Raw genomic sequence first — 24,144 nt, 5'->3', positions numbered from 1 at the left:
GCGTGGCCGCGGCCCTGGCCGCGGGGACGCCGCCTGCTGGACCTGTTTGACGGCACGGGTGGGACCTGTGAGACAGTAGGCGGGTGCTTCCAGGGTCCTGCGATGTGCACCGCGCTGGCGTCTTCGGCCCAGCAGATCCGAGCGCACCCGCCGCCGACGGCGCCATCGACCCTCTGGCGGACGACCATCCCCGAGACCACTGCGGCGTGTTCGGCGTGTGGGCGCCCGGCGAGGACGTCTCTCGCCTCACCTACTTCGGCCTGTACGCCCTCCAGCATCGCGGCCAGCAGTCCGCGGGCATCGCCACCTCGGACGGCCAGCGCATCCGCGTGTACAAGGACCAGGGCCTGGTCAACCAGGTCTTCACCGACCAGATCCTCCAGGGGCTCCGCGGGCACATCGCGCTGGGACATGTGCGCTACGCGACCACCGGGGCCGACACCTGGCGGAACGCGCAGCCGACCCTCGGCCCCACGCCCGACGGCACCATCGCGCTGGGGCACAACGGCAACCTCACCAACACCGCCGAGCTGCGGCGTCTCGCCCACTCGCTGGCCGATGGCGGCGACGACGTCGAGCACGGCGCCTCCACCGACACCGCCATCGTCACCGCGCTCATGGGACTGGCCGACAGGATCCCCGGCCCCGCCCCCTTCGTCGGCGCCTCCCGGTCGGTCGGCGCCGGGACGTCCTCACCCGAGGCGGAGGAGGCGCCCGCGCCGCTCGTGCCCGCCGCCCTGACCGTCCTGCCCCGGCTGAGAGGCGCGTTCTCCCTGGTGTGGATGGACGAGCACACGCTCTACGGGGCGCGCGACCCTCATGGGTACCGCCCGCTGGTGCTGGGGCGGCTCGGCGAGGGATCCGGGCGCCCCGGGTGGGTGCTGGCCTCGGAGACCTCCGCCCTGGACCTGGTCGGCGCCGCCTTCATCCGGGAGATCGAGCCGGGGGAACTGGTGTCGATCGACGCGTCGGGCGTGCGCTCCCGTCATTTCGCGGTGACGAGGGCGAGCACGTGCGTCTTCGAGTACGTCTATCTGGCGCGGCCCGACACCGTCATCGGCGGCCGCCAGATCGTGGCCACCCGGCGTGAGATGGGCGCCACGCTCGCCCGGGAGCACCCGGTCGAGGCGGACGTGGTGGTCCCCGTCCCGGAGTCGGGCACGCCGGCCGCTATCGGATACGCCCACGAGTCCGGCATCCCCTTCGCGCAGGGGCTCGTGAAGAACTCCTATGTCGGGCGCACCTTCATCCAGCCCACGCAGTCGCTGCGCCAGCTAGGGATCCGACTCAAGCTCAACCCGCTGCGCGAGGTCATCGAGGGGCGGCGGCTGGTCGTCGTCGACGACTCGATCGTGCGGGGGAACACCCAGCGGGCCCTGGTGCGGATGCTGCGCGAGGCCGGGGCCGCGGAGGTCCACGTGCGGATCTCGTCCCCGCCCGTGAACTGGCCGTGCTTCTTCGGCATCGACTTCCCCACCCGCGCGGAGCTGATCGCCGCCTCGATGGACATCGAGTCCATCCGCACCTCGATCGGGGCGGACTCGCTGGGCTACCTGTCGCTGCGCGGGATGGTCCAGGCGACCGGACAGGGGACGTCCCTGTGCCTGGGCTGCTTCACCGGCGACTACCCCGAGCCCATCGCCAAGGGCACGCCGATCCCCGGCACCCCGGGGGCGACCACATGAGCGGGCGGGGCGTGCGGGCGGACAGCCGCCCGCGGCCGTCGGCTGGACCAGGAGGATCCGATGACTGAACGCGAACCCCTCGACTACGCCGCAGCCGGCGTCGACACCCGCGCCGGGGACCTGGCCGTCGACCTGATGAAGGGCGCCGTCGCCCGGACCCACGACGAGACGGTGCTGGGCGCGACGGGGGGATTCGCAGGCCTGGTCGACGCCACGGCCCTGACGGGGATGCGCCGCCCCCTGCTGGCCACCTCCACCGACGGCGTGGGCACGAAGATCGCGATCGCGCGGGCGCTGGACATCCACGGCACGATCGGCCAGGACTTGGTCGGCATGGTGGTCGATGACATCGTCGTGGTCGGTGCGCGCCCGCTGCTCATGACCGACTACATCGCCTGCGGGCACGTGATCCCCCGGCGGATCGCGGAGATCGTCACGGGCGTCGCCCGTGCGTGCGAGTCCGTGGGCTGCCCGCTGGTGGGCGGGGAGACGGCCGAGCATCCCGGTCTCATGGCCCCCGACGACTACGACATCGCGGGCGCCGCCACGGGCGTGGTGGACGCCGACGCGGTCCTCGGACCGGAGCGGGTGCGGTCCGGCGACGTGCTGGTCGCGATGGCCTCCTCTGGCCTGCACTCGAACGGGTACTCCCTGGTGCGCCGCGTCGTGGAGCGGGCGGGCGTCCCGCTGGAGGCCGAGGTCCCCGCCTTCGGGCGGACGCTCGGCGAGGAGCTGCTGGAACCGACGCGCCTGTACACGCGCCTGTGCCTGGACCTGCTCGACCGGCTCGGCACGGGGGAGGGCACGGGCCTGCACGCCCTCGCTCATGTCACGGGCGGGGGGCTGGCCGCCAACCTGGCGCGTGTGCTGCCCCTCGGAGCGGTCGGCCGCGTCGACCGCTCGTCGTGGAGGGTCCCGGCCGTCTTCGACTGGGTGCGCGTGGGCGGCGGCGTCTCCTGGGGGGCGTTGGAGGACTCGCTCAACCTGGGCGTCGGCATGGTCGCCGTGGTGGCGCCCGACGCCGTCGACGCCGCCCTGGCCGCCATCGGATCCAGCGGGGTTCCGGCGTGGGTGCTGGGCGACGTCCGCCTGGACCCGGGCGAGGGGGCCCCCCGCGCCGAGGGCGCCTTCGGCGCATCGGAGGCGGCGGGCGGAGCAGGGCCGTCCTCGTCAGACGGTCGCGTGCGCGCGATCACCGGGACGAAGGGGGCGCGCGGCGGCGTGGTCCTCCTCAGCGGCGACTACCGAGCGGCCTGAGGGAGGGGCCGTCGGCCGGCCGTGGGGGTCAGTGCTCGCTGGAGGCGGGGGACCAGTAGTCGTGTTGGTCCCCCTCTGAATCCTCGTCGCCGTCGAAGTCGTCGGCCGGGGACTGGTCGCCCAGGTCGGCGTATTTCGCGTACAGGTCGTCGTCCGAGTCTCCGCGCCCAGAGGCCAGCTCTCGCTGAAGGGCATCAAGATCGGTATCAGGGCTGAAGTACTTCAGCTTGCGTGCGACTTTCGTCTGCTTGGCCTTCTGACGGCCGCGCCCCATGGCGTCGACCCCCTCCACCTTGTGCGGGTCCGCCGAAGCGGTTCCCTGATCTGATCAAAATCTGTCGTGGGCCCATCATAGCGTGGCGCCCTCGGATGCTCACATCCCGGACTGCGACGGACCGGCACGATCGCCGCGATCCTCGCAGTTCTTCGGCGCATCTGCTGCCTGTCCGCGCACGGCGAACAGGAGACGCGTCACCCTCGCCGCCCTGCCGCGCCAGCGGCATGGCGGCGGCGCGGAACGGTCAGGCCCGGTGGCGGCGGACGGCGCGCAGGATCGTGAGGCCCACGACGGCGGCGGCCCCGGCGGCGACGTACCCCACACGCCGCAGCGCGTCCGGATCGCCCTGGCGGGCGCGGACGATGACGGCCTTGGCCTCCTCGAGGAGGCCAAGGACCTTGTCCTGGGCAGCCTCCTTGGTCTTCTCGGCGATGCGGGCGGGCTGGAGCTCGGCGACCAGCTGATCGACGGTGCGGCTCATCTCCCGGCGGGTGGCCTCCAGCTCGGCCTGGATCTCCTCGGGCGTGCGAGTGTCGGAGGAGGTGTTCTGGTCGCTCACTTGCCCAGTCCCTTCTTGAAGGCGTCGACGTCCTGCCGGATCCCCTCCTGGGGATTCGGCGTGTGCTCCTGCCCCTTCTGGATCAGCTTGATCCCCACGAAGGCCAGGAGGGCGACGAGGGCGAGGAGGAGGGCCAGGACGATCAGCGAGGCCGCCCATTCGGGCAGCGCCACCGCGAGGGCGACCTCGACGGTGTGGAACAGCCAGCCGAGCATGTAGAGGGCCAGGACGGCGGCGACCGCCAAAAGCGCGCCGCCGGCGCCGACCTTCTTGAGGAAAGCGGCGGCCTTGGTCTTCGTCAGTTCGATCTCGCCCTGGACCAGGGAGGAAATCTGCTCCGAGAGCCTGGCGAACAGCTCCCCGACCGTCGCGGGACGCTCCGAGGAGGGGGGCTCTCCGATGTCGGGGGCGGACGATGCCTGATCTGTCGCCATGGCGCGAACTCTCCTTCATCGCGGGTGTCCCCGCCCGGCTCGGCGACGCCGTCGGGGGGCGGCGCTGGACGAGGGGCGGAGAGGGGACGGTTGACGGTGGCGCGGCCCGGGGGCTGGCGCTTGGTCACCAGTGTGGCACGTCGCGGCGCCGGGCGGGGGCGCGACCACCGCCCCCTCGGGCGCGGATCGGGTGGCGCTCAGTCCTGCGGCATGATCGGTCCGGGCAGGTCTCCGAGGATGCGTTGGGCCTGGTCGACGACGCGGGCGGAGTCCTCGGGCAGGTCCTTGGTCGGTGAGAGCCGGTTGAGGGAGGCCTGGACGGCCTCGGCGCCGAGCTCCTCGCGCAGCGCGTCATGGGCGGCGGCCGACCGGGCGGCCGCCTGGTCGATGGCCCGGACCTGCTCGACCGCCAGGAGGGCGATCTCCTGGGTGCGCGGATCCTCCTCCGGGAGACGGATCCCGGGCGCCGCGACCGGCGCGGCCCCCGGGGTGCCGTCCCCGTCGCCCGCGACGGGCAGCTTCGGGATCAGGCTGGAGCGGGAGGCGGCGCCGGGCGGCGGCTCGGTGGCGCGGCGCGCGGGCTGCGGAATCTGCCAGGTCCGTTGCGGGGCGCCGCCGCCTTCGCCCTCGGCAGGGGGCTGCGCGCCGCCGGCGGGCGAGTCGTCGCGCGAGGCGAGGACGGCGAGCACGTCCCCGGCGGACGGCGACATGAGGGTCCCCAGGGCCCGGCCGCCGGAGAGGATGACGACTCGGTCGGCCCGGGCGGCGACCGCCGGGTCCCGGGTGGCGATGACGATCGCGCACCCCAGGTCGGAGGCTGCGGTCCGCAGGAGGGCGAGGAGTTCCCCGGCGGGCTCGTCGGCCAGGAGGGCCGCGGGCGCGGCGGCCAGGGCGCGCGCGACCGCGACGCGGCTCCTGAGGCCGGCGCTCAGCTCGGAGGGGCCGAGGTCGAGGACGTCTCCGAGCCCGGCTGTGGCGATGACGGACTCCAGGCGTTCCCGCGTCACGGGGACTCCGGCGATGGAGGCGGCCAGCAGGATGTTCTGCCGGACCGTGAGCGCGGGCACCAAGCCGGGGTCCTCGAAGACCAGGCCGATGCGGGCGCGCCTCGGGTGCGGGCGCTCGGCGTCATCCGGGGCCGGCGTCACGACGTCCTCGCCCTCGAGCAAGACCGTTCCGCCCGCGGCCGGCTCCAGGCCGGCGAGCACCCGCAGGAGCGCCGGCGCATCGGAGCCCGCAGTGCCAATGAGGGCCGTGACGGTGCCGCGCGTGACATCGAGGTCGAGGCCCCCGGCCGCACCCGTGTCCGCGATCTCGCCGGCCGGGGGCAGGCGAAGCCCGCGCGCGGCCAGGACGGTGCCCTCGGGGAGCCGGGGGAGGGCCGGGACGGGCGCGGGGGCCACCGCCTGCTGATCGCGCTCACGGCGGCTCCAGGGCCACAGTCTCCGGCGACGGGGCTTGGTGTGGGACGACGTCATGGCTCCCATTGTCCCCTCGCGGGTCGCGCTCGGGGGCGTGGGGATCGGCGTGGGAGAGTTTCGGGGGAGTCCGGCCCCGATGCGGGCCGCCTGCCGGCGGACAGACAAGGACCCCGGGACTCCAACGGAATCCCGGGGTCTCAGTGGCTCCGACCGGCGTCGATCCGGTGACCTCCCGATTTTCAGTCGGACGCTCTACCAACTGAGCTACAGAGCCAAGACCAGGTCTTGCGATCAAGGTCGGCGACCCCGACGGGACTCGAACCCGCGACCTCCGCCGTGACAGGGCGGCGCGCTAACCAGCTGCGCTACGGGGCCTCAGACGGGCTGACCCGTCCGGGCCGCCCTCCTGCGGCTCCGACCGAGGTTCTCCGAGGAGTACCCCCAACGGGATTCGAACCCGTGTCGTCGCCGTGAAAGGGCGATGTCCTGGGCCACTAGACGATGGGGGCCCGGTGGCCACCCGGACCGTGCTCCGAAGAACGCGACCCGAGGACGAGGAAGATCATACGCAGGTCTCGACGCCCAAGGCAAAACACGGACCTGTGAGGACGCTCACCGCGCCTCAGCGGAGTCTCAGCACGTGCTCCTACGCTGGAGCCATGCTGTCCACGATCCTGACGACCCTGCCGCAGGCGGCGTCGCTGCCCGCGGCCCCGCTGTCCGCGGTCGGGCTCCCCGCGGTCCTGCGTCCTCTGGCGGAGGGGGAGGACGCGGTCACCGGCGCCCTCAACGCCGGGCGCCTGCTGCTGGCGATCGCGATCGGCGTGGTCGCCGGGGCCGCCCTCGCCTTCCTCATGTCGATGCTGCTCAAGGCCGCCTTCGCCCGCTCGAAGATGCTCTCGGCGATGCTCGGGCGCATGCGGGGGCCGGCGTACTGGGCGCTGATGGCGTGGGGGGCGTGGGCCGGCCAGTCCGTCCTCCTGTCCGACACGGATCTGTCCCAGCTGGCCAACGGGGCGCTGGTCGCCGTCCTCAAGAAGGTCCTCCTCGTGCTCGCCATCTCGGCGACGACCTGGGTGGTCTTCGCCGCCACTTGGATCGTCGAGGACGCGGCCCGGCTGCGCCACACCGCCGACCTCGGCCGCTCGCGCCGCTATGAGACGCAGGCGCAGGTGCTGCGCCGCGTCCTTCAGGCGATCGTCGTCATCCTGGGGGTCGGCTGGGCGGTGTTCACCACCTTCCCCGAGGCCAAGCAGGTCCTGTCCGCCGTGCTGGCCTCCGCCGGCGTGCTCTCCGTGGTCGCCGGCCTGGCGGCCCAGTCGACCCTCGGGAACGTCTTCGCGGGGATCCAGTTGGCCTTCACCGACGCCATCCGCGTGGGCGACGTCGTGGTCGCCGGCCCCGACGGGGACTCCGGGGCGATCGAGGAGATCACGCTCACCTATGTCGTCGTGCGGGTGTGGGACGAGCGCCGCCTCATCATGCCCTCGACGTACTTCACCAGCCAGCCCTTCCAGAACTGGACCCGCCGGGCCGCCAAGCAGCTGGGCACGGTCGAGCTGACCCTGGACTGGGGGGCGCCCATGGCCCAGATCCGGGCTCGCGTCGAGCAGCTCCTCCTGGCCACCGACCTGTGGGACGGGCGCACGTGGAATGTGCAGATGACGGACTCGGACCGCGACTCCGTCACCGTGCGCGTCCTCGTGTCGGCGAAGGACTCCGGAGACCTGTGGGATCTGCGCTGCTACCTGCGCGAGAATCTGGTCTCCTGGCTGGCCGACGAGGAGGCCTGGACCCGTCCCGTCACCCGCGTCCAGCAGCAGCAGACTGTCACGGTCGAGCACGACGAGTCCCATGAGCTCGTCGCCCGCCTGGCGGCCGAGCTCTCCGGCATCGCGGGCAGCGCCGCCGACACGGGCGCGCCCGGTGCGGACGCCTCCCCCGGGCCGTCTGGGCCGGCCTCCGCGGATCCGGCCCCTGTCGGCCGGATCGAGACTCCGCTGGACGCTTTCCACGCCGCACGCCTCCAGGCCGCCCGGCGGCGCGCGAAGCGGGCGCGCCGCCGGGCCATGGCTGAGCGCCAGCGCGCCAGCGCCGAGGGCAGGGCGGCCGGCGGGGCCCCGGCCGGGTCGGCCGGCGGAGACGCCCCGACGCCGTCCGTCTCGGAGGTCCTCCCCGCCTCCGGCGGTGTGGACGACGACCGCACCCGGCTGTTCACCCAGACCGAGTTGCTCGCCATCGCCCAGAGGTACGCGGCGAAAGGGGAGCAGCAGGGGGACCGGGCGCCGGTCCGTGAGCCGGCGCCCTCTCCGCAGGCCGACCCGGCGCCGGCCGCCATGACGGTGACGACGACGGGCGGGCGGGGCGAGCGCCTCTACTCCGGCTCGCCCGACGCGGAGGAGCGGCGGTCCGTGTTCGCCGGGCCCGGCGAGGACGCGCTGGCCGAGCGCGAGGAGGCGGCCAGGCTGCGCGCGGCGCAGAAGGGCCCGGTTCCCGATGCCGCGGCGAAGGAAGGCGGCTCCGCGGACCCGCGCGAGCCCGGAGAGGGCCGCCAGGACGGCGGCGTCCGCGGGGAGGGGGGCCACGACGACGGCGAGGGCGCGCCGGACCGCACGCGCCTGCTCCCGGCCGTCCAGCCGGGATCCGCGGACGAGGACGATCCCCGGGGACCGTCACGACCGTCCAGGGGCTGACCGCGGTGGCGCCGGCCGGCGCTCGCACGGGGCCGGCCGTCCACCCGTGGCGCGTCCGCCCAGCCGCGCGGACAATGGCCCCATGGCCCAGATCCTGAACGACGGCCCGGCACGGCGCAGCGAGATCGAGTGGCGCCGCGTGCTGGATCCGATGGAGTACCACGTCCTGCGCGAGGCCGGCACGGAGCGCCCCTGGACGGGCGCTCTGCTCGACGAGCACCGCGAAGGCATCTACCGCTGCCGCGCCTGCGGGGCGGAGCTGTTCCGCTCGACGACGAAGTTCGACTCCCACTGCGGCTGGCCCAGCTTCTACGATCCGCAGGAGGCCGCGGTGACGACCTCGGTCGACACCTCGCACGGCATGGTGCGCACCGAGGTGCGCTGCGCGCGCTGCGGCTCGCACCTGGGGCATGTCTTCGACGATGCGCCCGACCAGCCGACCGGCCAGCGCTACTGCATGAACTCCGTCTCACTGACCTTCGAGCCTGGAGCCGCGGGCGCGCCCGGCACGGAGGGGGCGGCCGCCGGGTAGCGCGCGGACGTCCTCGTCCCTCCCCTGCCGCTCGGGATGTGACAGACGTCCAGCCGCCGGCGGGTGGCGGATCGACCCGGCGGGGAGTGGCACGCTTGGGGCGTGGCATCCCCCTCCTCCCCGGGCGGCGCGCGCGCCGTGGTGAATCGCGTTCCGGCTCCGTTCTTCATCGTCGGGTCCGGGCTGGTCCAGTACATCGGCGCCGCCGTCGCGGTGTGGCTGTTCACGGTGATGGAGCCGGCCTCGGTGGCCTGGTGGAGGCTCGCGGTGGGGGCCGTCGTGCTGCTCGCGTGGCGCCGGCCGTGGCGCGACGGCCTGACCCGGCGCGACCTGTGGGCCTCGGCCGTGTTCGGATTGGCCCTGGCGGCCATGAACACCGCCTTCTACGAGGCGATCAGCCGACTTCCGCTGGGGGTGGCCGTGTCGCTGGAGTTCCTCGGGCCGGTCGCGGTGGCCGTCTGGCGCGGGCGGGGGGCGGGTCCGCGCGTGGCGGCCGCACTCGCCCTGGCGGGCGTCATGGCGATCGGCGGTCTGGGGCTGGACCTCGGCGCGCCCGGCGTGGGCGTCGGAATCGCCTGGGTGCTGGGCGCCGCAGCGATGTGGGCCGCCTACATCGTGCTGGGGCAGCGGATCGCGCAGGAGCGGTCGGGGATCACGAACCTGGCGCTCGGATGCACGACCGGATCGCTGGTCCTGGCCCCGTTGCTGGCGCCCGGGGGCGCCCCGGCCCTGCACTCCTGGCAGGTGGCCCTGGCGGTGGCCGCGGTCGGCGTCCTGTCCACGGTGCTCCCGCTGTCGTTGGAGGCCCTGGCGCTCAGCCGCCTGAGCGCCTCGACGTTCGCGCTGCTCACAGCCTTGCTTCCCGCGACTTCGGCGGTGATCGGCGCCCTCATGCTCCACCAGCTCCCCGGCGCGTGGGAACTGGTGGGGCTGGCGCTCGTGTCGGTGGCGGTATGGCTGGCGTCGCGCTCGGGGGAGGACGCCGCGTCAGCCGGAGAAGGCGGCTGACGGATCGAGGTCCGAGGAGGCCCCTGCGCGCGCCAGTGGGGAAGGGGGACCTGAGGACCTTGTCCCGCCCCGGCGCCGGTCCCTAGCGTGGGAGTGACGCCGGGCCGGGGGACGGGCAATCGGACGCCCGCAGGCCCGCGCGCGCAGGCGCGCAGGCCTCCCCGACCGCTCGGCGTCCGGACAGAGGAGCAGACATGACCGTCCATCGCATGATCTGGAACCAGACCGCCTACTTCGGAGCCGGAGCCATCGGCGTGATCCCCGACGAGGTCGCCTCCCGCGGATTCACCAAGGCGTTCGTCGTCACCGACCAGGTCCTGGTCGACACGGGCGTGGCGGCTCGCGTCACCGATCTGTTGGAGGGCGCGGGCCTTCCCTTCACCATGTTCACCGATGTCAGGCCGAACCCGCCGGTCGAGAACGTCCTGGCCGGCCTGGCCGCTTTCCGGGAGTTCGGCGCCGACGTGCTGATCTCGATCGGCGGCGGCTCGCCGCAGGACACCTGCAAGGCCATCGGCATCATCGCCGCGAACCCGGAGTTCTCCGACGTCGTCTCCCTGGAGGGGGCGGCGTCGACGAGGAACCCGTCCGTCCCGATCGTCGCGATCCCCACGACGGCGGGCACGGCCTCGGAGACGACCATCAACTATGTCATCACGGACACCGCGAACCGCCGGAAGTTCGTGTGCGTGGACCCGCACGACATCCCGGTCCTGGCGATCGTCGACCCGGAGATGATGGCCACGGCCCCCCGCTCCCTCAAGGTGGCCACGGGGCTGGACGCCCTCACCCACGCCATCGAGGGCTTCGTGACGCCGGGAGCGTTCGAGCTGTCCGACATGTTCCACCTCACCGCCATCCGGATGATCGCCGGATCGCTTCCGGCGGCGGCCGACGGGGACGCCGAGGCCATGGACCGGATGGCGATGGCGCAGTACATCGCCGGCATGGGCTATTCGAACGTCGGCCTGGGCCTGGTCCACGGCATGGCGCACCCGCTGGGCGCGTTCTTCGGTGCGCCCCACGGCGTGGCCAACGGCATCCTGCTGCCGACCGTCCTGGAGTACAACGCGCCCTTCACCGGGGAGAAGTACCGCGACATCGCGGCCGCGTTCGGCGTCGAGGGCGCCGCCACCCGGCCCATCGAGGAGGTCCGGGCGGAGGCGGTCGCCACGATCCGCGACCTGGCGGTCTCCCTGGGCAACCCGACGCGGATCTCGGAGGTCGGCGCCACCGAGGCGGACGTCGAGCCGCTGGCCCGGGCGGCCTTCGAGGACGTGTGCACCGGGGGCAACCCGAGGACCCCGACCGTCGAGGAGATCGCGCAGCTGTACCGGTCCCTCCTGTGAGGGACGCGCCGCCTGCCGGCCCGGCGGAGTCAGGCCGGCAGGCGGCCGCCCTCGTGCCCGGAGGCGCGGCGCGCGAGGAACTGGAAGGATCCCCACGCCCCCGCCACGCCGACGACCATGACGACCACCATCGGGACGGCGGTGCTGCCGCCTCCCATCGTCGCTAGCGGCGCGGAGACGGCGGAGGCGGTGGACTGGACGAGGCCCTGGATCGCGGAGGCGGCGCCGGCGTTGCCGCGCGCCAGCCCCAGGCCGACGGCGGAGGAGTTGCCGAAGATGAAGGCCTGAGCGGCCATCAGCCCCGCGAACCCGAGGCACAGAGGGACGAGGGCCGTGCCCCACACCGTCACGGTCACCACCAGCAGCACCACGGAGGAGCCGGAGATCGTGAGACCCATGCGGATGAGGGCTTCCGGAGAGCGCCATCCGATCAGCCGGGCGTTGGCCAGCGTGCACATGATGTTGAGGAGCGCGTTCGCGGCGAAGACCATCGAGAAGGCCAGCGGGGTGAGGCCCTTCTGCTCCTGGAGGACGTAGGAGGCGTTCGCGATGTAGCCGAACATGCAGAAGCCGGAGAAGGCGCTGGTCAGCATGAACCCGTTGAACGCCCGGATGCGCAGGACCTGGCCGATGCCCCGGACGATCTGCGTGGCGCCGCCGGAATGGCGCGATCCCACGGGCAGCGACTCCGGCACGTACCTCCAGGCCAGGCCGGACATCGCCACGCCGAACGCGGAGAGCGCCCAGAACACGGCCTGCCACGGCCAGCGTGTGACCATGACGCCGCCCACCACGGGCGCGATCATGGGGGCCAGCCCTCCCAGGGCCTGCAGGAGGGACATCGTGCGCGCCAGGACGTTGCCGTGGGCCAGATCGACGAGGACGGCGCGTCCGACCGCTGCGGCCACTCCGCCGCCGAGGCCCTGGAGCAGCCGCCCGGCGATGAGGACCCAGATGCCGGGCGCCAGCGCGCAGATGACCGCCCCCGCGGTGCAGACCAGGCCGCCGATGATGAGAGGCCGGCGGCGGCCGAGCTGGTCGGAGACGACGCCTCCCAGGATCTGGCCCAGCCCCATGCCGATGAAGAAGGCCGTCAGGGTGAGGCCCACGAGGGAGGCCGTGGTCCCCAGGTCCTCGGTGACGTGGGGGAAGGCCGGGGAGTACATGTCCGTGCTGAACGGGGGCACCGCGTTCTGCACGGCCAGTGTCACCAGGAGGGCGACGCTGAGAGCCCCGCCGCGTCCGGGCGTGGCGGGGGAGCGGTCGCCGCGGTCATCGGGCGGGGTGCGATCAGTCATCGGCTGTGGTCGCTGCCAGTCGTTGGTTCGGGACTCCCGGGGAGGCGGGGGACTCCTCGGGACGGGGGAGGCGAGCCCGGGGGGCCGTCTCGACGCGGATCCGCGGGCCGCCGAAAGGGAGGTCGAAACGGGCGGTCAGCCGGATGTGCGCGGACAGCCAGAACAGTCCGGCCGAGGCCGCCACGACCGCGGCCAGCGCTCCCAGCAGCACGGAGGAGCGCGGGCCCAGCGCATTGGCCACCCATCCCATGACGGGGGCGCCGACCGGCGTGCCGCCGGCGAGAACCGCCATGTAGACCGCCATGACGCGCCCGCGCATGTAGGGCGCCGTGGACATCTGGACGTAGCCGTTCGCCGAGGTCGTCATCATCTGCATGGCGAGGCCGCTCAGGGGCAGGATCAGCGCGAACAGCAGTGAGGTTGGCATGGCGGCCGTGACCGACAGGACCACGCCGAGCATCAGGCACGAGTAGATGACGACGTGGATCTGCGGTCGCTCGCGGCGGGCGGCCAGCAGCGCGCCGGCCACGGATCCGATGGCCAGAGCGGAGTTGAACAGGCCGAACTCGCCGGAGCCGAGGTGGAAGACGGAGGTGCACATCGCCGCGATGTAGACGGCGAAGTTCAGCGTGAACGTCGAGGCGATGAAGATCGCCACCATCACGCCGACGAGGTCGGGCCGGTTGCGGATGTAACGGAAGCCCTGGGCCAGCTGTCCCTTGCCGCGCTTCGCCCGGGCGGCGACGTGGAGCTCGGAGGGGCGGATGAAGAAGATCGAGACGAACACCGCGGCGAAGCTCGCCGCGTTGATGACGAACGCCCATCCGGCTCCCAGGGCCGCGATGAGCAGTCCGGCCGCGGCGGGGCCGATCATCCGCGCGATGTTGAAGGACGCCGAGTTCAGCGACACCGCGTTGCCCAGGTACGTCTCGCCGACCAGCTGGGAGACGAAGGTCTGGCGCGGTGGGGAGTCGAAGGCCGCGGCGATCCCCAGCATGAGGGCGAAGCCGTACACGTGCCACAGCGTCGCATGGCCGGTCAGGACGGTGATCCCCAGGCCCGCGGCGATCAGCGCCTGGGCGCCCTGGGTGAGGATGAGGAGCCGGCGGGTGTCGAAGTGGTCGGCCGCGAAGCCGACGATCGGGATGAACAGGAGCTGCGGGCCGAATTGGAGGGCCATGACGACGCCGACGGCGAAGGCGTCGTTGTCCGTGAGGTCATGGATGACCAGCCAGTCCTGGGCCGTGCGTTGCAGCCAGGTGCCGATGTTCGACACGAGGGCGCCGACGAACCAGATCCGGTAGTTGCTGATCGCGAAGGAGCGGAAGGCGGCGGTCACGCGCGGTCACCGGTCTCTGCGAGCCGTCGGAGCAGGGGCGCGGCATGGGCGAGGACCTCGCGATCCGAGGCCGACAGCTTGCTCAGCGCGGTGGACAGCCATTGCGAGCGCGCCCTCCGGACGTCGAGCACGAGGTCGGTGCCGGCCGGGGTCGGTCCGAGGACCGATACGCGGGCGTCGTGGGCGTCGCGGGTGCGCTCGGCCAGGCCGACGCCCTCCAGGTGGTCGGCGACGCGGGTGATCGAGGTCGGCGTGACCCGCGTGTCGGCCGCCAGGCGCGTGAAGGACAGGGGGCCGTGCCGCACGACGTGGGCCAGGACGGAGTACTGCAGCTCGTTGAGGTCGTCGGCCGAGCGCTCCGAGCGGATGCGGCGCCACAGGGCGCCGACTGCGATGCGCAGCTGGTCGCTGAGGTCCAGGGGAGGGCACTGCGAGGGGTCGTGGTCCGTGACCCGGGTCATAAGAATTCACTTTCCGTAAGTAAGTAGTTTTCCCATGGTATTCCCGGTGTCAAGGAACGTGGGGCGCCGCGTGACGCTCAGCCTGGACGGCGTCGCTCTCAGAGTCAGAGCGAGCCGACGGCCTTCACCCGCGGCTCGACCACCGAGAGCACCCGATGGAAGGCGGAGGCGAGGGCGATGATCGCCGCGTCGATGACGAGGAGACTCGCCGCGAGGCCCCATCGCAGAGGGGCTGGCTCCCGTAGCCCGGCCCGCCGGGCCATATCGAAGGAGATCAGGTTGTTCGGGCCGGGCGTGAGCGCCAGCACGACGGCGCACACCCCCGACATCGGGTGAGCCCAGGGGGACTCGAACCCCCAACCCGCGGATTAAAAGTCCGCTGCTCTACCATTGAGCTATAGGCCCGCAGCCATTGTAATGGCAACGCGGGACCGGGAACCGCCGTGACCGCGCGGCTGGGGGACCACACTCGCAGCCGTCCGGTCGCCCGAGGGAAGGACGACGCCATGTCCGACGCGCAGCACCGCACGCCCCGCAGACCCGCCACGCTGAGCGCGGACCGGGCCGAGTACATCGTGGGCGACGAGGATCCGGAACGCGGTTCGGAGGCCGCCCACACCTCCGCGTGGGCGCTCATGGGCGTCGGCGACGAGGACCTGGGCCCGGAGGCCATCGCGAGCCTGCGGCACACGGTGCGAACCGAGGGGATCGACCTCGTGGCGAGCATGTGGTCGCGCAGCCCGGAGTTCACCCTGCCCGGCGCCCTGTGGCGCCTGTACCTCCTGTGGGAGTGGTACCGGCGCGATCCCGAGGCCGTGCGCAGCCGGTACGAGGAGGGCAGATCCGCCCGCGTCATCCCGGGGCTGGAGCACCCGGTCGACGTCCCCGACCTGGACCGGGTGATGGGCGAGGTCCACGCGCTGCTCACCGGGGAGCGCACCGACGACGACCTCGCCCCCGTCATCGGAGACGCGGCGCGCGTCATGCGGGTGCTGGCGGCGGGCGACACCCTGGGCGCGACATGGATCCGGGACGAGGATGACCCCCTGGCCCACCCGGTCACGCTGCGGGCCCGGGCCCTCCTGCGCACCGCCGACGAACTGGGCGAGGCCGAGCGGCACGCCGAGGTCGGGACGCTCAATTGACACCGGGCGGACACGCGGCCGACACCCGGGCGTGCCACGCTGGTCGCCAGGCGGCAGCGCCGGGACCGGCCGTCCGGCCGGCCCTCCCCGGCGGCGACGTCCGCCCGCGCGCCCGCGGCCACGCGGGCCATCCAGGAAGGTGCCCATGACCGACGATCCGCACCCCGACGACCCGCCGGCCTTCAGCGCCCCCGACGAGTCCTGGCCCGGGCCGGGGCCGGACATGGAGGACGCGGACCGCGACACCCCCGCCGCGGGGCCCGGCGAGGGCGCCGGACGCGGTCCGGGACACGGGATGGAGCCGGCCCGGGCCGATGAGCTCTTCGTCCCGGCCGACGACGCCCAGCTCGTCGGCGTGGAGCACGAGGACGCGGAGTACGACGCCGACTCGCGGGCCGGCCAGCCCGACGTCGCGCCCTCCCCGGACGTGGCCGTCGACACCTCCGGTCCGCTGGGAGAGGACGCCCCGCTGCCGAAGGGCCGTTTCGCAGACCGCGAGCTGTCGTGGATGGCGTTCGACGAGCGCGTGCTGGAGCAGTCGGAGGACCTGGACCTCCCTCTGCTGGAGCGCGCATGGTTCAGCGCGATCTTCAGCTCGAACCTCGACGAGTTCTACATGGTGCGCGTCGCGGGCCTCAAACGCCGGATCGCGGCGGGGATCGCGCGGCCCTCCGCGTCGGGGCTCGAGCCGCGCCAGGTGCTGGAGGGCGTCCAGGCGCGCACCCGCGAGCTCTCCGCGCGCCAGGCCCGCGACTTCCAGGAGCAGATCCTGCCCTCGCTGGAGGCGTCGGGCATCCACCTGCGGCGCTGGGAGGAACTGGCCGAGGACCAGCGCGAGCGGATGACCGCCTACTTCCGGCGCCAGATCTTCCCCGTCCTCACGCCGCTGGCCGTCGACCCCTCGCACCCCTTCCCCTACATCTAGGGGCTGTCGCTCAACCTCGCGGTCGTGGTGCGCAACCCGGTGACCGGCAAGCTGCATTTCGCCAGGGTCAAGGTCCCCCAGTCCCTGCCCCGGCTCATCAACGTGGACACGGCCGGACGCGAGGGCGCCGCGGAGGACTTCGCCCTCCAGCCCGGGGGAGCCACCTTCATCACCCTCGAGGACGTCGTCCGCGCCCATCTGGACCATCTCTTCCCCGGAGTCGAGATCGTCGAGGCGCACGGCTTCCGCGTCACCCGCAACGAGGATCTGGAGGTCGAGGAGGACGACGCCGAAAACCTGCTGGCCGCGATGGAGGAGGAGCTCCTGCGCCGCAAGTTCGGGCCCGTGGTCCGTCTGGAGGTCGAGGACACGATCTCCCGGTTCGTGCGGGACTTCCTCGTCGAGAAGCTCGAGATCGCCGGCGCCGACGTCATCAGCGTGCCTGCCCCGCTGGACCTCACGCTGTGCAACGAGCTCCACGACCTCGATCTCAGCCACCTCAAGTACCCGCGTTTCGTGCCCGTCACGGCGGCTGGTCTGGCCGAGGTCGAGTCCGCCCACGCGGGCGACGTCTTCGCCTCGGTCCGCAGCCACGACGTTCTGCTCCACCACCCCTACGACTCCTTCGCGACCTCCGTGCAGGCGTTCATCAGCCAGGCGGCGCGCGACCCGCAGGTTCTGGCCATGAAACAAACGCTGTACCGGACCTCGGGGGACTCCCCGATCGTGTCCGCTCTGATCGAGGCCGCCCAGTCCGGCAAACAGGTCGTGGCGATCGTGGAGATCAAGGCCCGTTTCGACGAGGAGGCGAACATCGGGTGGGCGCGCAAGCTGGAACGCGCCGGCGTCCACGTGGTCTACGGCATGATCGGCCTGAAGACCCACTGCAAGCTGTCGTTGGTGGTCCGCCAGGAGTCCGAGGGCCTGCGGCGCTACTGCCACATCGGCACCGGGAACTACCATCCGAAGACGGCTCGCGGATACGAGGACCTGGGCCTGCTCACCTGCGACCGCGATGTCGCCCAGGACATGACGCGCCTGTTCAACCAGTTGTCGGGCTACGCCCCGCGCTCCACGTTCCACCGCCTGCTGGTGGCGCCCCTGTCGATCCGCCCTGGCCTGATCGAGCGCATCAACGCCCAGGCGGCGCGGGCCCGGGCGGGGCTGGACGCGTGGATCGGGATCAAGGTCAACTCGGTGGTCGACGAGGCCGTCATCGACGCCCTGTACCGCGCCTCGCAGGCGGGGGTGCGCGTCGACGTGCTGGTGCGCGGCATCTGCGCCATCCGCGCGGGCGTGCCGGGCCTCAGCGAGAACATCCGGGTGCGCTCGATCCTGGGCCGCTACCTCGAGCATTCGCGGATCTACGCCTTCGGCCCGCGCGGCGAGGAGGAGGTCTGGATCGGCTCGGCGGACCTCATGCACCGCAATCTCGACCGGAGGGTCGAGGCGCTGGTGCGCATCGGGGATCCCGCTCAGGTGGCCTATCTGGCGGACCTGGTCCGCCGCGGCGTGGCGCCGACGACGTCCTCGTGGGCGCTGCGCCGGAACGGGACGTGGCGGCGGCGCGCCCGCGACAAGCAGGGGCGCGCGCTGGAGGACCTCCAGGAGACGCTCATGGCCGAGGCCTCCGCCCGCGTCATCGGGCGGTGACCCGGAGGCGGCTGTACCGTTGCCGGAGCAACAAATGGCCGCCGTCCGGCGCCGCCCGCCGGCCCCGAGGCGACGGGCGCGCCCCGTCCCCGAGAAAGGACCCGTCATGACCATGTTCACCGTCCTGGGCGGAACCGGATACGCCGGCTCCCGCATCGTCGCCGAGGCGGCCCGCCGCGGGCTCGGCGTCACCTCATGGTCGCGCACGCCGCCCGAACGGCGGACGCCCGGCGCCGTCTTCCGCACCGGGGACCTCCAGGACCGCGCTGTCCTGGACCGCGCGGTCGAGGGGGCGGACGTCGTCATCGGCGCGCTGTCCCCGCGCGGTGCCCTCGACGGAAGGCTCCGCGGCGTCTACGCGGACCTCGCCGGGATCGCGGAGTCCCGCGGGACGCGCTTGGGGATCGTCGGCGGCGCGGGCTCGCTCCTGATCCGCGAGGGCGGCCCCGTCCTGATGGACACCCCCGGCTTCCCGAAGGAGCTCGCCGCCGAGCCCCGCCAGCTCGCCGAGGTCCTCGGGGACCTGCGCGCCCATGAAGGGCCCCTGGACTGGTTCTTCGTCTCCCCGGCCGGCGGCTTCGGCGCGCACGACCCCGGCGAGGCGCTGGGCCGCTACCGCGTCGGCGGCGACGTTCTGCTGACCGACGACCAGGGGGCGTCCTTCATCTCCGGCGCCGACTTCGCGAAGGCCCTCATCGACGAGGTCGCCGCCCCCGTCCACCACCGGGAGCGCTTCACCGTCGCCTACTGATGGCCCGCCCCGGCCGGCGGCGGCCAGTCCCGCCCCGTGGCGGGGGAGAGGGCGGCCCGGGCGGAGCGGACGGGAGCGACTACCCTTGTCACGTGTCGAAGTCCAGTCCGTCCCCCGTCCCGTCGCGCCTCGTACGCGCGGGCGGCGCCGTCACCTGGAGATTGCGGACCGGGGTCCGTGCGCTTCCGGGGCAGTCGCTGGACCCCGCCGACCTGGAGGTTCTCCTGGTCCACCGGCCCCGCTACGGCGATTGGTCCTGGCCCAAGGGGAAGGCCGAGCTCAACGAGCCCCTGCCCGTCACCGCCGTGCGCGAGGTCGAGGAGGAGACCGGACAGGTCGTCGCCCTCGGTGCGCCGCTGACGACGCAGCGCTACAGGCTGGGCTCCGGCCAGACCAAGGAGGTCCGCTACTGGGTCGGCACCCCCCTCGAAGAGGGGGCGGCGCTGCGCACCCGCCGGCCCGTCGAGGGCGCCTCCCACCGGGAGATCGACGCGCGGCGCTGGGCGTCGCCCTCCCGAGCGCGCGCCCTGCTGACACGCCGGGGGGACCGGCGCCTGCTCACCGAGGTCGTCGCCCGCGCCGAGTCCGGCACGCTCATCACCTCCGTCGTCGCCCTGCTGCGCCACGCGAAGGCGGTGTCCCGCTCCTCATGGGAGGGGGACGAGGCCGAGCGCCCGCTGACCCGGCTGGGGGTCCAGCAGGCGATCGACCTGATCGACATGCTCTCCGCCTTCGGGGTGGAGCAGATCGTGAGCTCCCCGTGGCTGCGGTGCGCCTCCACGGTGGGCCCCTACGCCACGGCGGCCGGGCTGGACGTGGACGCGCGCCCGGAGCTCACCGAGGACGCGGCCGCCTCCGACCCCCTCCCGGCCTCCCGCGTGATGGAGGAGCTGGCGTCGGACGCGCCCGCGCCCGTCGTCGTGTGCGCGCACCGTCCCACCCTGCCGGTGCTCATGGAGCCCCTCGCCGCCTGCGCGCCGACCCGGGTGCAGGCGGATCTGCCCCGGGAGTCGCCGTGGCTGTCCACGGCCGAGATGCTCGTCGCCCACGTGGCCCGCTCCTCGCGCGAGGCCGCGTCCGCCGGGGACGGCGCCGCGGTGACCGCCGTCGAGCGCCACGCCACCTACACGAAACTCGTCCTGCCCGACTGACGCCCTCCGCGGGCTCCGCGCCCGGTGGAGGACGGGGCGCAGAGGACACGCAGTGTTCACGCCGTGTTCACCGAGGCCCGGCCTGGGCGTCATCTGCGTTCCCTAGCGTGGCCGTCGCGGCCGGGGAAACCGGCCTTGGCACTGCGCCGCCTGGTGGCGGCAGAACGGAAGATCCTCAATGTCCCACCGTCTCATCCGCTCCGGCGCCCTGAGGTCCAGCGCGATCCTGGGCGCCAGCGTGCTGGTGATGTCCCTGGCAGCCTGCGGCTCCAATGATTCCGCCTCGAGCGACTCATCCAGCTCCGCATCCGGCACCGAGTCCGCCAGCGCGGAGAGCACCGCCGAGCAGCTCTCCGGTTCCCTCGCGGGCGCCGGCGCGACCTCCCAGGAGGCCGCGATGGAGGCATGGAAGGCCGGCTACGCCGCGCTTCAGCCCGACGTCACCCTGTCCTACGACGCCGTCGGTTCCGGCGCCGGCATCAAGCAGTTCACCGACGGCCAGGTCGTCTGGGCCGGCTCGGACGCGCCCCTCGAGGATGACGACATCGCCGCGGCGGAGTCCCGCTGCGGGGCTTCCGCCTGGGATCTGCCGGTGTACATCTCCCCGGTCGCCGTGATCTTCAACCTCGACGGGGTCGCCTCGCTCAATCTGGACGCGAAGACGATCGCCGGCATCTTCAACGGCACGATCACGAAGTGGAACGACGCCGCGATCGCCGCGACCAACCCCGACGCCACGCTGCCGGACCTGGCCATCACGCCCGTCCACCGCTCCGATGACTCGGGCACCACGGAGAACTTCACCGACTACCTGCACCAGGCCGCCCCGGACGTGTGGGCCGACGAGGCCGCGAAGGCCTGGCCGATCTCCGGCGGAGAGTCGGCGAACGGCACCTCCGGCGTGGTCCAGGCCGTCACGGCCGGCCAGGGCGCGATCGGCTACGCGGACGCCTCCCAGGCGGGCTCCCTGGGCACCGCGGCGCTGGAGACCTCCGGCGGGGACTTCGTGTCCTTCTCCAATGAGACGGCCGCGAACGCCGCCGACTCGGCGACCACGATCGAGGGCCGCGACGCCAACGACATCGCGCTGGCCGTCAACCGCGTGCCCGACGACGCGGACTCCTACCCGCTGGTGCTGATCTCCTACTCGATCGTCTGCTCGACCTACGAGGACGCGAACGAGGCGGAGCTGGTCAAGTCCTTCGTCGGCTACCAGGTCTCCGAGGAGGGGCAGGAGCAGGCCTCCCAGGCCGCCGGTTCGGCCCCGCTCAGCGACACGCTGCGCGAGAAGGTGCAGACCGCGCTGGACGCCATCAAGTGATCGCATCCGAGGAGCCGGCGGCGGGCGCGCGGAAGCGCCCCGTCGCCGGCCCACCGGCGTCAGGAGGCAGTGCGATGCCATCAGCAGGGACGCCCTCGTCGATCGCGGGGGAGGGGGAGGCCGTCCGCCCCGTGGAGGCCCGGACGGACCGCGCGGACACGGCCCCGCGCACATGGACGGGGGAGTCGCGGGGGACCGGGAAGACCGGCAACATCATCTTCGGCTCTCTGTCCACCGCGGCCGCGGTCCTCATCCTGTGCACGCTCGCCGCCGTCGCGATCTTCCTCGTCATCGAGGCGTGGCCGGCCCTGTCCGACACCACGCAGGTCTTCAACACGGCGGGATCCTCCGACGCGGTCTCAATCTGGCGGTTCACGGCGCCGCAGGTGTTCGGCACCGTCCTCGGGGCGGCGCTGGCCATGGTGATCGCCGTGCCGGTCTCCATCGGGATCGCGCTGTTCATCAGCCACTACGCGCCACGGCGCCTGGCGCAGGGGCTCGGATACCTGGTCGACCTGCTGGCCGCGATCCCCTCGGTCGTCTACGGGCTGTGGGGCGCGATCTGGCTGGTGCCCAAGCTCGTGCCGGTCTACACGTGGCTCGGCGCCCACTTGGGATGGTTCCCCCTCTTCGGCGGCACCGCCTCGCCGACGGGGCGGGTCATGGCCTCGGTCGCCCTGATCCTGGCCGTCATGATCCTGCCGATCATCACGTCCGTCTCCCGCGAGGTCTTCCTGCAGACGCCGCCCCTCCACGAGGAGGCCGCGCTGGCGCTGGGCGCGACGCGCTGGGAGATGGTGCGCATGGCCGTGCTGCCCTTCGGGCGCTCGGGGATCATCTCCGCCTCGATGCTCGGCCTCGGCCGCGCCCTGGGGGAGACGATGGCCGTCGTCATGGTGCTGTCGGTCGGCTCCACGTACTCCTGGCACGTCCTCGAGGCCGGCCGCCACTCGACGATCGCGGCGAACATCGCCCTGCAGTTCCCCGAGTCGACGGGAATCAACACGTCGGCCCTCATCGCCACGGGCCTGGCCCTCTTCGCCATCACGATGATCGTCAACTCGATCGCGCGGTGGATCGTCTCGCGCCACGCCGAATTCTCAGGAGCGAACTGATGAGCGCACCGAGCGCACCGGGCACCGCGGCCGCGCCGGGGGCGCGGACCTTCCTCCAGCCGGCGGACCCGGGATGGGAACGGCGGCGTGCGGTGACGGACTGGGCCGCCAGGATCGCCGTGTACGCCGCGTTCGCCCTCGCCATGATCCCGCTGGCGTCACTGGTGTGGACGGTCCTCTCGAACGGGTACCGGCGCCTCACCTGGAGCTTCCTGACCTCGGACATGGTGGGCCTGTTCGGCGGGATGGCCGGAGGGGGCATCGCCCACGCCATCACGGGGACGCTGCTCATCACCCTGTGGGCGACGCTGATCTCGGCGCCGATCGGCCTGTTCACCGCCATCTACCTGGTCGAGTACGGACAAGGGCGGATGCTGGCACGTGCCACGACCTTCTTCGTCGACGTCATGACGGGCATCCCCTCCATCGTCGCCGGACTGTTCTCCGCCGCGGTCTTCACGCTCGCGGTCGGCTCGGGCTACCGCGCCGGCATCATGGGCGCCGTCGCGCTGTCGGTCCTCATGGTCCCCACGGTGGTGCGCTCCTCGGAGGAGATGCTGCGCCTAGTGCCCAACGAGCTGCGCGAGGCGGCCTACGCGCTGGGCGTGCCCAAGTGGCGCGTCGTGGTGCGGGTGGTGCTGCGCACCTCGGCGGCGGGGATCACGACCTCGATCATGCTGGCCATCGCCCGCGTCATCGGGGAGACGGCGCCGCTGCTCATGACGGTCGGCTTCATCGAGAAGATGAACGCCGACGTCTTCGACGGGCGCATGACGACGCTGCCCGTCTACGTCTACCGGCAGTACTCGCAAGGCCTGGCCACCTGCCGCGCAGGCGTCGAGGGCTGTGTGACGACGATCAACTATGAACGCGCCTGGGCCGCGGCCCTGGTGCTCATCCTGCTGGTCATGCTGCTGAACCTCATCGCCCGGCTCATCGCCCGGGCGTTCGCCCCGAAGGGCAGATAGGACCCCGTCATGACGACCCACACGTCGAACCGCCTGGAGATCCGCAACGAGTCCATCTACTACGGCGATTTCCTCGCCGTCGAAGATGTCTCCGTCTCCATCCCCTCCCACGCGATCACCGCGCTGATCGGGCCCTCGGGCTGCGGGAAGTCGACGTTCCTGCGCACGCTGAACCGGATGCACGAGGCGATCCCGGGCGCGCGCGTGGAGGGCACGGTCCTGCTGGACGGCACCGACATCTACGGCGCGGGCATCGACCCCGTCCAGGTGCGCCGCCACGTCGGCATGGTGTTCCAGCGCCCCAACCCGTTCCCGACGATGTCGATCCGCGACAACGTCCTGGCCGGCGTCAAGCTCAACTCCCGGCGCATGTCGAGGTCCGCGGAGGATGAGCTGGTGGAGGAGTCCCTGCGCGGCGCCAACCTGTGGAACGAGGTCAAGGACCGCCTGGGACGGCCCGGATCCTCCCTGTCCGGGGGGCAGCAGCAGCGGCTGTGCATCGCGCGAGCCATCGCGGTGGCCCCGGAGGTCCTGCTCATGGACGAACCCTGCTCGGCCCTGGACCCCATCTCGACGCTCGCCATCGAGGACCTCATGAACGAGCTGAAGGAGGACTACACGATCGTCATCGTCACCCACAACATGCAGCAGGCGGCCCGCGTGTCCGACCGGACGGGTTTCTTCAACCTGGAGGCCACGGGCAAGCCGGGCCGCCTGGTCGAGTTCGACGACACGACGACGATCTTCTCCCACCCCTCCCAGCAGGCGACCGAGGACTACATCTCCGGCCGCTTCGGGTGAG

Annotated in this window: 21 protein-coding genes, 4 tRNA genes and 1 pseudogene; 14 read left to right on the top strand and 12 right to left on the bottom strand. The window is 72.6% G+C overall.

Annotated elements, in window-relative coordinates; genetic code table 11:
* The first annotated feature begins 164 nt into the window (after positions 1-164).
* Both purF and purM read left to right on the top strand, forming a co-directional pair.
* Entirely contained in the window at positions 165-1,685 is a 1,521-nt protein-coding gene (gene purF / locus ACFQWG_RS09150) for an amidophosphoribosyltransferase (RefSeq protein WP_291495609.1), read from the top strand.
* 60 nt (positions 1,686-1,745) lie between these two features.
* Positions 1,746-2,942 (top strand): phosphoribosylformylglycinamidine cyclo-ligase, encoded by a 1,197-nt coding sequence (purM, locus tag ACFQWG_RS09145; protein WP_380974610.1) that lies wholly within the window; start codon positions 1,746-1,748, stop codon positions 2,940-2,942.
* Positions 2,943-2,970: 28 nt separating this feature from the next.
* Here the strand turns inward: purM and ACFQWG_RS09140 are convergent, their stop codons facing one another.
* The 7 genes from ACFQWG_RS09140 to ACFQWG_RS09110 all read right to left on the bottom strand — a co-directional run bounded on the left by ACFQWG_RS09140 (position 2,971) and on the right by ACFQWG_RS09110 (position 6,142).
* Positions 2,971-3,216: a DUF3073 domain-containing protein gene (locus tag ACFQWG_RS09140; RefSeq protein ID WP_380974608.1), complete on the bottom strand. Its 246-nt coding sequence runs from the start codon at positions 3,214-3,216 to the stop codon at positions 2,971-2,973.
* A 247-nt stretch (positions 3,217-3,463) separates the two neighbouring features.
* Positions 3,464-3,778 (bottom strand): DUF3618 domain-containing protein, encoded by a 315-nt coding sequence (locus ACFQWG_RS09135; protein ID WP_380974606.1) that lies wholly within the window; start codon positions 3,776-3,778, stop codon positions 3,464-3,466.
* The gene (locus tag ACFQWG_RS09130; RefSeq protein ID WP_380974604.1) at positions 3,775-4,212 is read right to left on the bottom strand and encodes a phage holin family protein; all 438 of its coding nucleotides are present in this window, start codon (positions 4,210-4,212) and stop codon (positions 3,775-3,777) included. Before ACFQWG_RS09130 ends, ACFQWG_RS09135 begins: the two co-directional genes overlap by 4 nt.
* A 197-nt stretch (positions 4,213-4,409) precedes the next feature.
* Positions 4,410-5,690 carry an ATP-binding cassette domain-containing protein gene (locus ACFQWG_RS09125; RefSeq protein WP_380974602.1) on the bottom strand — a complete coding sequence of 427 codons (1,281 nt, stop codon included), beginning with the start codon at positions 5,688-5,690 and terminating at the stop codon, positions 4,410-4,412.
* 144 nt (positions 5,691-5,834) lie between these two features.
* Positions 5,835-5,907, bottom strand: a tRNA-Phe gene (locus ACFQWG_RS09120).
* Positions 5,908-5,934: 27 nt separating this feature from the next.
* Positions 5,935-6,008, bottom strand: a tRNA-Asp gene (locus ACFQWG_RS09115).
* Positions 6,009-6,069: 61 nt separating this feature from the next.
* Positions 6,070-6,142: transfer RNA gene (locus ACFQWG_RS09110), tRNA-Glu, on the bottom strand.
* 150 nt (positions 6,143-6,292) lie between these two features.
* Between ACFQWG_RS09110 and ACFQWG_RS09105 the strand changes: the two genes are divergently transcribed.
* From ACFQWG_RS09105 to fucO, 4 genes are all read left to right on the top strand, one after another.
* Complete coding sequence (locus ACFQWG_RS09105; RefSeq protein WP_380974600.1) at positions 6,293-8,326, top strand: mechanosensitive ion channel domain-containing protein; 2,034 nt, start codon at positions 6,293-6,295, stop codon at positions 8,324-8,326.
* 82 nt (positions 8,327-8,408) lie between these two features.
* A complete protein-coding gene (gene msrB, locus ACFQWG_RS09100; RefSeq protein WP_380974599.1) occupies positions 8,409-8,858 on the top strand; it encodes a peptide-methionine (R)-S-oxide reductase MsrB in 450 nt (149 codons plus the stop codon).
* A gap of 102 nt (positions 8,859-8,960) precedes the next feature.
* Complete coding sequence (locus ACFQWG_RS09095; protein WP_380974597.1) at positions 8,961-9,866, top strand: EamA family transporter; 906 nt, start codon at positions 8,961-8,963, stop codon at positions 9,864-9,866.
* Between the two features lie 194 nt (positions 9,867-10,060).
* Positions 10,061-11,215 (top strand): lactaldehyde reductase, encoded by a 1,155-nt coding sequence (gene fucO, locus ACFQWG_RS09090; RefSeq protein ID WP_380974595.1) that lies wholly within the window; start codon positions 10,061-10,063, stop codon positions 11,213-11,215.
* A gap of 29 nt (positions 11,216-11,244) precedes the next feature.
* On the opposite strand, the gene ACFQWG_RS09085 is transcribed toward fucO, so the two are convergent.
* The 5 genes from ACFQWG_RS09085 to ACFQWG_RS09065 form a co-directional block, all read right to left on the bottom strand.
* The gene (locus ACFQWG_RS09085; RefSeq protein ID WP_380974593.1) at positions 11,245-12,513 is read right to left on the bottom strand and encodes a multidrug effflux MFS transporter; all 1,269 of its coding nucleotides are present in this window, start codon (positions 12,511-12,513) and stop codon (positions 11,245-11,247) included.
* Positions 12,506-13,852, bottom strand: a complete 1,347-nt coding sequence (locus tag ACFQWG_RS09080; RefSeq protein ID WP_380974591.1) for an MFS transporter — start codon at positions 13,850-13,852, stop codon at positions 12,506-12,508. Before ACFQWG_RS09080 ends, ACFQWG_RS09085 begins: the two co-directional genes overlap by 8 nt.
* Entirely contained in the window at positions 13,849-14,313 is a 465-nt protein-coding gene (locus ACFQWG_RS09075) for a MarR family winged helix-turn-helix transcriptional regulator (protein WP_380974590.1), read from the bottom strand. The genes ACFQWG_RS09080 and ACFQWG_RS09075 overlap by 4 nt, the downstream gene beginning before the upstream one ends.
* 104 nt (positions 14,314-14,417) lie before the next feature.
* Entirely contained in the window at positions 14,418-14,642 is a 225-nt protein-coding gene (locus ACFQWG_RS09070) for a hypothetical protein (protein WP_380974588.1), read from the bottom strand.
* 4 nt (positions 14,643-14,646) lie between these two features.
* Positions 14,647-14,718, bottom strand: a tRNA-Lys gene (locus ACFQWG_RS09065).
* A gap of 101 nt (positions 14,719-14,819) precedes the next feature.
* Here ACFQWG_RS09065 and ACFQWG_RS09060 point away from each other — a divergent pair.
* The 8 genes and pseudogenes from ACFQWG_RS09060 (at position 14,820) to pstB (ending at position 24,143) form a co-directional block, all read left to right on the top strand.
* Positions 14,820-15,458 (top strand): hypothetical protein, encoded by a 639-nt coding sequence (locus ACFQWG_RS09060; RefSeq protein ID WP_380974586.1) that lies wholly within the window; start codon positions 14,820-14,822, stop codon positions 15,456-15,458.
* A 295-nt stretch (positions 15,459-15,753) separates the two neighbouring features.
* Positions 15,754-18,036, top strand: a pseudogene (locus ACFQWG_RS09055) (RNA degradosome polyphosphate kinase).
* 106 nt (positions 18,037-18,142) lie between these two features.
* Positions 18,143-18,787, top strand: coding sequence for an NAD(P)-dependent oxidoreductase (locus ACFQWG_RS09050; RefSeq protein ID WP_380974585.1), 645 nt, complete (start codon positions 18,143-18,145; stop codon positions 18,785-18,787).
* A gap of 92 nt (positions 18,788-18,879) precedes the next feature.
* Positions 18,880-19,938: an NUDIX hydrolase gene (locus tag ACFQWG_RS09045; protein WP_380974584.1), complete on the top strand. Its 1,059-nt coding sequence runs from the start codon at positions 18,880-18,882 to the stop codon at positions 19,936-19,938.
* Positions 19,939-20,116: 178 nt separating this feature from the next.
* Positions 20,117-21,259 carry a phosphate ABC transporter substrate-binding protein PstS gene (gene pstS, locus ACFQWG_RS09040; RefSeq protein ID WP_380974582.1) on the top strand — a complete coding sequence of 381 codons (1,143 nt, stop codon included), beginning with the start codon at positions 20,117-20,119 and terminating at the stop codon, positions 21,257-21,259.
* 74 nt (positions 21,260-21,333) lie between these two features.
* Complete coding sequence (pstC, locus tag ACFQWG_RS09035) at positions 21,334-22,374, top strand: phosphate ABC transporter permease subunit PstC (RefSeq protein WP_380974580.1); 1,041 nt, start codon at positions 21,334-21,336, stop codon at positions 22,372-22,374.
* The gene (gene pstA / locus ACFQWG_RS09030; protein ID WP_380974578.1) at positions 22,374-23,342 is read left to right on the top strand and encodes a phosphate ABC transporter permease PstA; all 969 of its coding nucleotides are present in this window, start codon (positions 22,374-22,376) and stop codon (positions 23,340-23,342) included. Before pstC ends, pstA begins: the two co-directional genes overlap by 1 nt.
* Before the next feature lie 9 nt (positions 23,343-23,351).
* The gene (pstB, locus tag ACFQWG_RS09025; RefSeq protein ID WP_380974577.1) at positions 23,352-24,143 is read left to right on the top strand and encodes a phosphate ABC transporter ATP-binding protein PstB; all 792 of its coding nucleotides are present in this window, start codon (positions 23,352-23,354) and stop codon (positions 24,141-24,143) included.
* The last annotated feature ends 1 nt before the right edge of the window (position 24,144 follow it).

The sequence above is a fragment of the Schaalia naturae genome (assembly GCF_042665795.1).
Classification (GTDB): domain Bacteria; phylum Actinomycetota; class Actinomycetes; order Actinomycetales; family Actinomycetaceae; genus Pauljensenia; species Pauljensenia naturae.
Note: the sequence above shows the minus strand (reverse complement) of the source record. Positions and strands in the feature narration are given on the sequence as shown.